The organism is Candidatus Streptomyces philanthi (assembly GCF_059553635.1).
In genome coordinates this window covers 1-13,717 of the sequence record NZ_JCANQV010000161.1, presented here as the reverse complement: position 1 = coordinate 13,717, position 13,717 = coordinate 1, and the positions used below count along the sequence as shown (strand labels likewise).

Here is a 13,717-nt window from a genome sequence, read left to right as displayed (position 1 = left end):
GCAGGGCGACACCGCGTCTGGCGGGCGTCGAGGCCCGGCAGGAGTGGATGGGCATCGACACCGCGAAGTTCGACCTGTCGGTCGAGTTCCGGGAGTGCGACGGTGACGGCGGCCTCGAAGGCATCGTCATCTACAGCACGGACCTCTTCGACGGCAGCACCGTCGAGGCCCTGCTCACCCGTCTCGAACGGCTGCTGTCCGCCGCCGTCCACCGGCCCGACGACCGGCTCACCGCGCTTCCCGTGCTCGCCGCGGACGAGCGGCAGCGCGTCCTCGTGGAGTGGAACGCCACCGAGCGGCCCCTTCCCGCCCGTTCCGTCGCCGACGCGTTCCGGCTCCAGGCCGGGCGGACCCCGGACGCCCCCGCCGTCGTCCTCGGTACGGACCGGCTGTCGTACGCGGAGCTCGACGCCCGCTCCGACCGGCTCGCCCACCGTCTGCTCGCCCTCGGGGCCGGCCCGGAGTCCCGGGTCGTCCTCGCCCAGGACCGCTCGCTCGACCTCGCGGTCTCGCTGCTGGCCGTGCTCAAGGCGGGCGCGGTGTATGTGCCGCTGGACATCCGGTACCCGGCCGAGCGGATGCGCTGGATCGTGCGGGAGACCGACGCCGCCCTCGTCCTGACCGACGCCGCCTTCGACGGTGTGGACTTCGGCCCCGGCGTGCCCACGTTGCGGGCCGGCGAGACGGACCACGGCCCCGACGCGCCGCCCGCCGTGACGACCGCGCCGGACCAGCTGGCGTACCTCATGTTCACGTCCGGCACCACGGGCACCCCCAAGGGCGTCGCCGTCACCCACGCCGATGTCGTCGCCCTGGCCACCGACCGGAACTTCGCCGGCGGCGCGCACGAGCGGGTGCTGGTGCACTCCCCGCAGGCGTTCGACGCGTCGACCTACGAGTGGTGGACCCCGCTCCTCAACGGCGGCACCGCCGTCCTCGCCCCGCCCGGGGACCTGGAACTCACCACCCTCGGTGACACCGTCGCCGCGCACCGGGTGACCGCGCTGTGGCTCACCGCCGGCCTGTTCCGCCTGGTCGCCGACGAGTCCCCGCGCCTGCTGGCCGGGGTCCGCGAGGTGTGGACGGGCGGCGACGTCGTCCCGGCCGCGTCCGTGCGGCGCCTGCGCGCGCACGTCCCCGGCCTCACCGTCGTCGACGGGTACGGCCCGACCGAGACCACGACCTTCGCGACCTGCCACCGGATGCCCGCGGCACAGCCCCTCCCGGAGACGGTGCCGATCGGCCGCCCCCTGGACAACATGCGCGTCTACGTCCTGGACGAGGGCCTGCGCCCGGTGCCGCCCGGCACCCCCGGCGAGCTGTACGTGGCGGGCGCGGGTGTGGCACGCGGCTACTGGAAGCGGCCCGGCCTGACGGCCGAGCGGTTCGTGGCCTGCCCGTACGGCGCCGAGGGCGCCCGTATGTACCGCACCGGTGACCTGGTGCGGTGGACCAGGGAGGGCACGGTCGAGTTCCTGGGCCGCGCCGACGACCAGGTCAAGGTCCGTGGTTTCCGTATCGAACTCGGCGAGATCGAGACGGAGCTGGCCCGGAACCCGGAGGTGGCGCAGGCCGCCGCCATGGTCCGCGAGGACCGCCCCGGCGACAAGCGCATCGTCGGCTACCTGGTGGCCGACGGCGACCTCGACACCGGTGCGGTGCGCGAGCGGCTGAAGGCCGCGCTGCCCGACTACATGGTTCCCGGCGCGCTCGTCGTCCTCGACGCGCTGCCGCTGACCGCCAACGGGAAGGTCGACCGGGCCGCGCTGCCCGCCCCCGCCCAGGAGGCACCCGAGGGCCGCGCCCCGCGCACCCCGGCCGAGGAGGCGCTGTGCGCGCTCTTCGCCGAGGTGCTGGGCACCGACCGCGTCACCATCGACGACAGCTTCTTCGACCTGGGCGGCCACTCCCTCCTCGCCACCCGGCTCACCAGCCGTATCCGTACGGTCCTGGGCGCCGAGGTCACCATCCGTACCCTCTTCGAGCACCCCACCGTCGCCGGACTGGCCGTATGCCTGACCGGGGTGGCCACCGCGCCGGAGCGGCCGAAGCTGACCGTGGCGGCCCGGCGCCCCGCCGAGATCCCGCTCTCCTTCGCCCAGCGCCGGCTGTGGTTCCTCAACCGCTTCGAGGACGGCGGCGCCACGTACAACATGCCGCTCGCCCTGCGGCTCACGGGCCCCCTGGACCGCGACGCGCTGCGCGCCGCGCTCGCGGACCTGGTCGCACGGCACGAGCCGCTGCGCACCGTCTTCCCCGAGCAGGACGGCACTCCGTGGCAGGCGGTGCTCGACACGGAGGCGGCCGTGCCCGCGATGCCGGTGGTCACCGTGGACGAGGCGGAGTTGGACGACGCCCTCGCCCGCGCCTCCGCGGACGGGTTCGACCTGCGGACGGAGATGCCGTTCAGGGCCACCCTGTTCGCCCTCGGCGATGACGAGCACGTCCTGCTGATGCTCCTGCACCACATCGCCGGTGACGGCTGGTCGGTGACCCCGCTCGCCCGCGACCTGGCCGCCGCCTACGAGGCCCGCCGCTCCGGTGGCGCCCCCGAACGGCCGCCGCTTCCCGTGAGCTACGCGGACTACACCCTGTGGCAGCGGGACCTGCTCGGGGACGAGAGTGACCCCGCCAGCCTGGCGGCGCGGCAGGTAGCCCACTGGCGGGACGCCCTGGACGACCTGCCGGAGGAGCTGGACCTGCCCACCGACCGGCGGCGTCCGGCGGTCTCCGGGCACCACGGCGACGTCGTGCCGTTCCGGCTCGGCGCCGACCTGCACGCCCGGTTGGACGCCCTGTCCCGGCAGAGCGGCACCAGCATGTTCATGGTCGTACAGGCCGGGCTCGCGGCGCTGCTGACCCGGCTCGGCGCGGGCACCGACATCCCGATCGGTACCGCCGTCGCCGGCCGTACCGACGACGCCCTCGACGACCTGGTCGGCTTCTTCGTCAACTCGCTGGTCCTGCGGACCGACACGTCCGGCGACCCCACGTTCCGTGAGCTGCTGGAGCGGGTCCGTACCACCGACCTGGCGGCCTACGCGCACCAGGACGTGCCGTTCGAGCGGCTGGTGGAGGTCCTCAACCCCGCCCGCTCCCTCGCCCGGCACCCCCTCTTCCAGGTCATGCTGGACTTCCAGAACGCCCCCGAGCCGCGACTGGAATTCGCCCGGCTCACCGCCCGGCCGCACCATGTCGGCGTCACCACCGCCAAGTTCGACCTCTCGTTCAACATCGGCGAGCGACGGACGGCGGACGGCCTTCCCGAGGGCATCGAGGGCATCGTCCAGTACAGCACCGAGCTGTTCGACCGGAGCACGGCCGAGGCCCTGGGCCGCCGGCTGACCGCCCTGCTCGACCAGGCGGTGGCGGCGCCCGACGCGCCGATCACCGGCCTCGACGTCCTGGAGCCGGACGAACGGCGGCGGGTCCTCACGGACTGGAACCACACCGCGGAACCGACCCCGGACACCACCCTCGTCCAGCGGTTCGCGGAGCGCGCGGCCGCCGCCCCGGAGCACACCGCCGTCGTCAGCGGCGGCACCCGGCTCGGCTACGCCGAACTGGACGCGCGCGCCAACCGGCTGGCCCGGCTGCTCGCCGGCCGCGGCATCGGCCCCGAGGACCGGGTCGCCGTCGTCCTGCCCCACAGCACGGACACGGTCACCGCCCCCCTCGCCGTCCTCAAGGCGGGCGCCGCCTACCTGCCGATCGACCCCGAGTACCCGGCCGACCGCATCGCCTACATGCTCGACGACGCCGCGCCCCGCCTGGTGCTCACCACCACGGCGGTCGCGAAGGGCCTGCCGGCAGGCGTGCCGGCCCTGGCGCTCGACCACCCGGACACCACGGCGCTGCTCGCCCGCCACCGGGACGACGCGCTCGACGACGGCGACCGCGTCCGGCCGCTGACGCCGCGCCACCCCGCGTACGTCATCTACACCTCGGGATCGACCGGCCGCCCCAAGGGCGTCGTGATCGAGCACCGTTCCCTCGGCGACTACCTGGCCTGGGCGACCACGGCGTACGACGGCGCGCGGGGCACGGCCGTGCTGCACTCGCCGATCTCCTTCGACCTGTCGGCCACCACCCTGTGGGTGCCGCTCCTCGCGGGCGGCACGGTGTGGGTCGGCCCGCTGGAGGAGTACGCCCCCTCGGGCGCGGACCGCTGCGCCTTCCTCAAGGCCACCCCCAGCCACCTCGCCCTGCTGGACGAACTCCCGGACGCCCTCGCGCCCACCGCCGAACTCGTCCTGGGCGGCGAGGCCCTGCGCGGCGAGGACATCGCCGCGCGGCGCCACCGCTACGGCACGGCCACCGTCATCAACTCCTACGGCCCCACCGAAACGACGATCAGCGCCACCGAGTACCGGGTGCGCCCGACCGACGACCTTCCCTCCGGCCCGCTGCCGATCGGCCACCCCCTGCCCAACACCCGTACATATGTGCTGGACGAGGGGCTGCGGCCGGTCCCGCCGGGAGTGACCGGCGAGCTGTACCTCGCGGGCACCGGACTGGCGCGCGGCTACCTGGGACGTCCCGGGCTGTCCGCGGAACGCTTCGTGGCCTGCCCCTACGGCGGGCCGGGCGAGCGGATGTACCGGACCGGCGACCTGGTGCGGTGGCGCGCGGACGGTGAGCTGGAGTTCGTCGGGCGCGCCGACCACCAGGTCAAGATCCGCGGCTTCCGCATCGAACTCGGCGAGATCGAGGCCGCTTTCGCCGCGCACCCCGCCGTCGCCCGCTGCGTGGTCGTCGTCCGCGAGGACCGCCCCGGCAACCGGAGGGCCGTCGCCTACGTCGTACCGCGCGACGGCCGTGACACCGACCCGGCCGCACTGCGCCGGTACGTGTCCGACGCGCTGCCCGACTACATGGTGCCCGCGGCGATCGTCCCGCTGGAGCGGCTGCCCCTCACCCGTAACGGCAAGGTCGACCACCGGGCCCTGCCCGCACCGGACTTCGGCGCGGCCGTCTCCGGCCGGGCGCCGCGCACCCCGGCCGAGGAGGCGCTGTGCGCGCTGTTCGCCGGGGCGCTGGATCTGGAGACCGTCGGCGTCGGCGACAGCTTCTTCGAGCTGGGCGGCGACAGCATCGTCTCCATCCAACTTGTCGCCGCGGCCCGCAAGGCCGGTTGGGAGATCACGCCCAAGGAGGTCTTCCAGCACAAGACCGTGGAAGCCCTCGCCCAGGTCGCGCGCCGTGCCGCACCGGCCGCCGGTGAGGCCCCGGACGCGGGCATCGGCGAGGTGCCGCTGACGCCCATCATGCACCGCCTCCTCCAGCGCGGGGACGGCTCCGCGAGCGTCAACCAGGCCACCGTGCTCCAGGTCCCGGCGGGCATGCGGCAGGACGACCTGACCGCCGCGCTCCAGGCCGTCCTGGACCACCACGACGCCCTGCGCGCCCGCCTCGTACGACGCGACGACCACGCGTCCCTGCACATCGGCGAACCCGGCGGCGTACGCGCCGAGAACCTGCTGCGGCGGGTGGAGGCCGGCGGCCTCGACGGCGCCGACCTGCGGGAGGCCCTGCGCACCGAGACGCTCGCCGAGCGCGCGCGCCTCGTTCCCGAGAACGGGGTGATGGTGCGTGCGGTGTGGTTCGACGCGGGTGGGGTTCGGCCGGGTCGTCTTCTGCTGGTTCTGCATCATCTGGTGGTTGATGGTGTGTCGTGGCGGATTCTGCTGCCGGATCTGAGGGTGGCGTGGGAGGCCGTGGCCGCGGGTGGTGTTCCTGTGCTTCAGGCGACGGGGACGTCGTTGCGGTCGTGGGCGCGTCGTCTGGTGGAGGAGGCGCCCGGCCGGCGGTCGGAGCTTTCGTTGTGGCGGGAGATGGCCCAGGGGCCGGATGTTCCGTTGACGGAGGTGGCTTTCGATCCTCGAAGGGATCTGACGGGGACGTTGCGTCATGTGACGTTGCGGCTTCCGTCGGATGTCACGGATGCGGTGCTGACGCGGGTTCCGGCCGTGTACCACGCGGGTGTGAACGATGTGCTGCTGGCCGGTCTGGCGTTGGCGGTGGCGGACTGGCGCCGCAGCCGTGGCCGGTCTGGTGGCGGTGGTCTGCTGCTGGATCTGGAGGGGCATGGCCGTGAGGACTGCTTCGAGGGTGTCGACCTGTCGCGGACGGTCGGTTGGTTCACCAGCCTCTATCCCGTGCGTCTGGACCTGGAGGGCATGGACGTCGCGGACGCCCTGTCCGGTGGTCCCGAGGCGGGGACGGTCTTGAAGTACGTCAAGGAGCGGTTGCGTTCGCTGCCGGACAACGGCCTCGGTTACGGCTTGCTGCGGTATCTGGACGAGGAGTCGTCCGCCCAGCTGGCGGGTGCCGTGCGGCCGCAGGTCGGTTTCAACTACCTCGGCCGTTTCGCCGCCACCACCGACACCACCGGAACCGACTGGGCCGTGGCGCCCGAGTCCGACGCGCTGTCCGGCACCCATGCCGCCGCGCACACCCCCGCCGCCCACGCGGTGGACATCAACGCGCAAACCGTGGACGAGGCGGACGGTCCCACACTGACCGCCACCTGGTCCTGGCCCGCCGCACTGCTGCCCGAGCACGAGGTGCGCGCACTGGCCGGGAACTGGTTCCGGGCGCTGGAGGCCCTGACCCGCCACGCCGAAGACCCGGAAGCCGGGGGGCACACCCCCTCAGACCTTGACCTGGTGTCGCTCTCCCAGGACGACATCGACCAGCTGGACGCGGAATGGGGACTGTGAGAATGAGCAAGCCTGGACTTGAGGACGTACTGCCGCTTTCGCCTCTGCAGGAGGGCCTTCTCTTCCACGCGCTGTACGACGAGCAGGCGCTGGACGTCTACACCGTGCAGCTGGCCTTCGACCTGGAGGGACCGTTCGACGCCGACGCCATGCGCGCCGCCGTGCGGACCCTGCTGCGCCGCCACGCCAACCTGCGCGCCGGCTTCCTCCACGAGAAGCTGAACAACCCCGTACAGATCATCCCGCGCGAACTCCCCCTGCCCTGGGAGGACATCGACCTCACCGACCTGCCGGAGGAGGACCGCCGCCGCGCGCTCGACGAGCTGATGGCCGCCGACCGCACCCGCCGCTTCATCCCCTCCAAGCCGCCGCTGCTGCGCTTCACCCTCGTACGCCTCGGCGCCGACCGGTTCCGGCTGATCCTCACCCATCACCATCTGCTGCTGGACGGCTGGTCGATGCCGGTGCTGCTCGGTGAGCTGTTCCGGCTCTACGAGAGCGCGGGCGACGACAGCGCGCTGCCGCCGGTCACCCCGTACAAGAAGTACTTCGTCTGGCTGGCGAAGCAGGACCGCTCCCGGGCCGAGGCCGCCTGGCGGGACGCGCTGGCCGGCGTCGACGAACCGGCGCTGCTCGCCCCGGCGGGCGAGGCGGGCCGCACCCCCGTGGGGCAGGAGCAGTACCTCCTGGAACTGCCCGAGCGGACCACCGAGCAGCTCGGGGACCTCGCCCGCCGGCACGGCCTGACCATGAACACCCTGCTCCAGGGCGTGTGGGGCCTGCTGCTCGGCCGGCTCACCGGCCGGGACGAGGTCGTGATCGGCGGCGCGGTCTCCGGCCGCCCGCCGGAGATCGACGGCATCGAGCGCATGGTGGGCCTGTTCATCAACACCCTGCCGGTACGGGTGCGGCTCGACCCCGCCGCTTCCCTGCTGGACACCCTGGGCCGGCTCCAGGAACAGCAGGCCGAACTGATGCCGTACCAGCACATCAGCCTCGCCCGCGTCCAGCGGCAGCTCGGGGTCGGGGAACTCTTCGACACCGTCGCCGTGTTCGAGAACTACCCGATGGACGCGAGCGCGACGCGCGCCGAGATCGGCGGCGTGCGGGTACGCGATGTGCACGGGCGGGACGCCACGCACTACCCCCTCACCCTCGCCGGCCTCCCCGGAAAGTCCCTCACCCTGCGGCTGAGCTACCGCCCCGACGTCCTCGACGCCGACGCCGTGCGCGGACTCGCCGAGCGGCTGCGGGCCCTGTTCACCACCCTCGCCGAGGAACCGCACCAGCTCCTGGGCCGCATCGACGCGCTCGGCGCCGACGAACGACTCCGGCTGCTCACCATGGGCGCCGGCACCCCCGCGCCGAAGGCGCTCACCCTGCCCGCGCTGTTCGAGGCCCAGGTGGCGCGGGCACCCGAGGCCGACGCCCTCGTCGGGGAACACGGCACCCTCTCGTACGCCGGGCTGAACGACCGGGCCAACCGGCTCGCCCGGCTGCTGATCGCGCGCGGCATCGGCCCGGAGGACGTGGTGGCGCTGCCGCTGCGCCGCTCCGTGGAGATGGCCGTCGCCACCCTGGCCGTCACCAAGGCCGGCGCCGCCTACGTCCCGGTCGACCCGGACTACCCGGCCGAACGCGTCGCCTACATGCTGAACGACTCCCGGCCCCGGCTCGTCGTCACCGTGCGGGAGGTGGCCGCCGGCCTCACGGCGCCCGCCGAGGTGCCGCTCCTGGTCACGGACGACCCGGACACGGCGGCGGAGCTGGACCGGGCCGACGGCACGGACCCGGACGACCAGGACCGTACGGCCCCGCTGCGGCCCGCCCACCCCGCCTACGTGATCTACACCTCGGGCTCCACGGGCCGCCCCAAGGGCGTCGTCGTCCCGCACGCCGGACTCGCCGCGTTCCGCGCCGCGCTGATCGAGCGGTTCGCCGTCAGCGCCGGGGGCCGGGTGCTGATGGCGGCGTCACCGAGCTTCGACGCGTCGGTGCTCGACCTGTGCACCGCGCTGACGACCGGCGCCGCACTCGTCGTCCCCCCGCCCGGCCCCCTCGCCGAGGAGGCCCTGGCGGACGTGCTGGAGCGGCGCCGCGTCACCCACGCCCTCGTCCCGCCCGCCGCGCTGGCGAGCGTCCCGCCGGTCGACCTGCCGCACTTCTCGACCCTGATCGTCGGCGGTGACGCCTGCTCCGCCGACCTGGTGCGGCGCTGGGCCCCGGGGCGGCGCATGGTCAACGCGTACGGCCCCACCGAGTCCACGGTGATGGCCACCACCAGCGGCCCGCTGACCGCCGACGGTGGCATCCCGCCGATCGGCCGGCCCGTCACCGGCACCACCGTCTACGTCCTCGACGGCGCCCTGCGCCCCGTCCCCGAGGGCGTGCCCGGCGAGCTGTACATCGCCGGCGCCGGAACCGCGCGTGGCTACCTGGACCGGCCGGGCCTGACGGCCGAACGGTTCGTGGCCTGCCCGTTCGACGCGCCGGGCACGCGGATGTACCGCACCGGCGACCTCGTCCGCCGCACCGCCGACGGCGACCTGGAGTTCGTCGGCCGCGCCGACGACCAGGTCAAGGTCCGCGGCTTCCGCATCGAACTCGGCGAGATCGAGACCGTACTGGCCCGCCACGACGGCGTACGGCAGGCCGCCGTCGTCGCCCGGGAGGACCAGCCCGGCCTCAAGCGCCTCGTCGCCTACACCGTGGGACCCGCCGACGGCACCGAACTGCGGGCCCACATCGCCGCCTCACTGCCCGAGTACATGGTGCCCGCGGCCTTCGTCACCCTCGGCGAACTGCCGCTGATGCCCAACGGCAAGCTGGACCGCAAGGCCCTGCCCGCCCCCGACTTCACGTCCGCCTCCGGCAGCCGGCCGCCGAAGACGGAGACCGAGGCGACCCTGTGCCGCCTCTTCGCCGACGTCCTGGGACTGCGCGAGACCGGCGCCGAGGACAGCTTCTTCGACCTCGGCGGCGACAGCATCATGTCGATCCAGCTCGTCTCCCGCGCCCGCAAGGCCGGACTGACCCTCACCCCGCGCGAGATCTTCGAACACCGCACCCCGGAGGCACTGGCCGCCCGCATCGACGCGGCCGTACGGCAGCAGGACGACACCACCCCGGAACGCCCGGCGGCCACCGGCACCGTCCCCGCCACCCCGATCGTGCGCTGGCTCGCCGAACAGGGCGGCCCCGTCGACGGCTTCCACCAGACCGCGCTGCTGCGCCTGCCCGCCGGGACCGACCCGGCACACCTCACCACCGCGCTGCGCGCCCTCCTCGACCACCACGACGCCCTCCGCGCCCGGCTCGTCCGCGACGGCGGCGCCTGGTCCCTCGACATCCCCGCGCCCGGCACCGTCGACGCGGACCGCTGCCTGCGCCGCGTCGACGTACGCGGCCTCGACGACGACGCCCTGCGCGCCGCCGTCCGCCGCCACGGCACGGAAGCGGTGGCCGGCCTCGCCCCCGAGAACGGCACCATGGTGCGCGCCGTGTGGTTCGACGCGGGACCCGAGCGGCCCGGACGGCTGCTGCTCGCCGTCCACCACCTCGTCGTCGACGGAGTGTCCTGGCGCATCCTGCTGCCCGACCTGCGGGCGGCCTACGAGGCGGCCGCCGGCGGCCGCGCACCGGAACTCGACCCGGTCGGCACCCCGCTGCGCGCCTGGGCACTGGCCCTCACCGAGGAGGCGGAACGCCGCACCGGTGAACTGGACCTGTGGCACGAGGTGGCGCACAGCGCGGACACCCCGCTCACCACCCGCGCCTTCGACCCGGCCCGCGACACCATGGCGAACGCCCGGCACCTCACCGTGACGCTGCCCGCCGACGCCACCTCCGCCGTCCTGCGGACGGTCCCCGCCGCGTACCACGCCCACATCAACGACGTCCTCCTCACCGCCCTGGCCGTCGCCGTCGCGGAGCGGCGCGGGAACGGCTCCCGCGTCCTCGTCGACCTGGAGGGCCACGGCCGCGAGGACATCGTGGAAGGTGCCGACCTGTCCCGCACGGTCGGCTGGTTCACCAGCATGTACCCGGCCGCACTCGACGCGGGCGACCTGACCGGCGACCTCGGCACCGCCCTCAAGCGCGTCAAGGAGCAGCTGCGGGCACTGCCCGACAACGGCATCGGCTACGGCCTGCTCCGCTACCTGCACCCCGACTCCGCCGCGCGCCTCGCCGACGCGCCCAAGCCGCAGATCGGCTTCAACTACCTCGGCAGGTTCCCCGCCGCCGGCACGACCCAGGACACCGACTGGGCGCCCGCGCCCGAGGCCGAGGCCCTCGGCGGCGACGACTCCATGCCGATGCCGCACGCCCTCAACATCAACGCGCGCACCCTGGACGCCGCCGACGGCTCCACCCTCACCGCCACCTGGTCCTGGCCCGACGGCCTCCTCGACGAGGACGACGTCCACGCCCTCGCCGACGGCTGGATCCGCGCCCTGGAACGCCTCGCCCGCACCGCCGCCGCACCCGGAGCCGGCGGCCTCACCCCCTCCGACCTGCCCCTGGTCTCCGTGACCCAGCAGCAGATCGACACCCTGGAGGGCGGCCCCCACCGCGTCGAGGACATCCTGCCGCTCTCCCCGCTCCAGGAAGGACTGCTGTTCCACTCCCTCTACGAGCAGGACGGGCTGGACGTCTACACCGTGCAGCTCGCCTTCGACCTGGAGGGCCCCTTCGACACGCAGGCCATGCGCGCGGCCGTCCGCACCCTGACGGGCCGTCACGCCACGCTGCGTTCCGCCTTCGTGCACACCGGCCTGGACCACCCCGTCCAGGTGGTGTCCGCCGACGTCGAGGTGCCGTGGCAGGAACACGACCTCACCGGCACCCCCGAGGACCAGCACGCCGCCGAGACCCTGCGCATCCTCGCCGACGACCGTGCGCGCCGCTTCGACCTGTCGGTACCGCCGCTGCTGCGCTTCACCCTGGTACGCCTCGGCGAGGACCGCTTCCGGTTCGTCCTCACCGCGCACCACATCCTGCTCGACGGCTGGTCGCTGCCCCTGCTGGTCAAGGAACTCCTCCAGCTCTACCTCACCGCGGGCGACGCCACCGGCCTGCCCCGCGTCGCGCCGTACCGCGACTACCTGGCCTGGCTGTCCGCACGCGACCGCGCCGCGACGGACCGGGCATGGCGCGAGGCCCTGTCCGGCCTGGAGGAGCCGACCCTGCTCGCCCCCGCCGACCGCGACAGCGAGCCGGTGGCCCCCGAGACGGTGACCGTCGCCCTCCCCGAGGACCTCGGCACCCGCCTCACCGACGCACTCCGCAAGCGCGGCCTGACCATGAACTCCGTCGTCCAGAGCGCCTGGGCGCTGCTGCTCGGCTCGCTGACCGGGCGGGACGACGTGGTGTTCGGCGGCACGGTCGCCGGCCGCCCGCCGGAGCTGCCCGGCGTCGAGTCGATGGTCGGCCTGTTCATCAACACCCTGCCCGTACGGGTGCGACTCGACCCGGCCGAGACCCTGCTGGACCTGGTCGCCCGGGTCCAGCGGGAGCAGAGCCGGCTCATCGACCACCACCACATCGGCCTCGCCGAGATCCAGCGCGCGGCCGGCCTCGGAGACCTCTTCGACACCACCACGGTGCTGGAGAGCTACCCCGTCGACCCGGCGGCCCTGCGCACCCGTGTCGGCGGCCTGACCGTACGCGGCGTCGAGGGCCACAACGCGACGCACTACCCGCTGAGCCTGATCGTCATCCCCGGCACCCCGATCCACCTGCGGCTGGAGTTCCGGCCGGACAGCGTCGACCGGAAGACCGCGGAGTGGCTGCTCGGCCGCCTGCGCGAGCTGTTCGCCGCCGTGGCGGCCACCCCCGCCCTGCCCCTCGCCCGTCTCGACCTCCTCTCCGACGAGGAACGCGAACGGCTCGCCGCCCACAACGCCACCACGACGGACGTACCGCGGCAGAGCTACCCCGCACTCTTCGAGACGCGGGTGGCCGAGCGCGGCGAGGCACCCGCCCTCGTCGTCGGCGGACAGGAGCTCGGCTACCGCGAACTCAACGCACGCGCCAACCGCCTGGCCCACGCCCTGATCGCGCGCGGAGCCGGCCCGGAGCGGATCGTGGCCTTCGCCCTGCCCCGCTCCGCCGAACTGGTCGTGGCACTGCTCGCCGTCCTCAAGTCCGGCGCCGCCTACCTCAGCATCGACCCCGACTACCCCGCCGACCGCATCCGTCACATGCTCGACGACGCCCGGCCCGCCCTGGTCCTCACCGACCGGGCCACGACGGACCGGCTGCCCGTCCCCGACGGCACGGGACGCCTGCTGCTCGACGACGACACCGTCCGGGCGGAACTGGCCGCCCAGGCACAGACCGACCCGACCGACGCGGACCGCGCCGCGCCCCTGCGCCTCGCCCACCCCGCCTACGTCATCTACACCTCGGGCTCCACCGGCCGCCCCAAGGGCGTTCTGGTCTCGCACGCCGGCATCGCCAGCCTCGCCGAGACCGAGAGGCGCGGCCTCGGCGTGGGCGCCGGCAGCCGGGTGCTCCAGTTCGCCTCGACGAGCTTCGACACCTCGGTCTGGGAATTCTGCATGGGCCTGCTCACGGGCGCGACCCTCGTCATGGCGACGGAGGAGGAGCGCACACCGGGCGGACCGCTGGAGCGGCTGCTCACCGAACAGCGGGTCACCCATGCGACCATCCCGCCGGCCGCCCTGGCGGTCATGTCCCGCGACGAGGTCCCCGCCGGCATGGCGGTGATCGTCGCCGGCGAGGCATCCACCCCGGATCTGCTCCAGCGCTGGTCCGAGGGCCGCCTGATCCACAACTCCTACGGCCCGAGCGAAACCACCGTCGACGCCACCTTGTGGACGTACGACCCCGGGGCCACCGCCATCGCGATCGGCACACCTGTCGTCAATACCCGGGTGTTTGTGCTGGATGGTGCGTTGCGTGTGGTGCCTGTGGGTGTGGCGGGTGAGTTGTATGTCGCGGGTGTGGGTTTGGCGCGTGGTTATCACGGT

General features: G+C 73.9%; 2 protein-coding genes. Both read left to right on the top strand.

Features of this window, described 5'->3' with window-relative positions; translation table 11 throughout:
• The first annotated feature begins 47 nt into the window (after positions 1–47).
• Complete coding sequence (locus AC51EU_RS19005; protein WP_496268188.1) at positions 48–6,722, top strand: amino acid adenylation domain-containing protein; 6,675 nt, start codon at positions 48–50, stop codon at positions 6,720–6,722.
• A gap of 2 nt (positions 6,723–6,724) precedes the next feature.
• A partial coding sequence (locus AC51EU_RS19000) for an amino acid adenylation domain-containing protein (RefSeq protein ID WP_496268187.1) occupies positions 6,725–13,717 on the top strand: 6,993 nt, incomplete at its 3' end.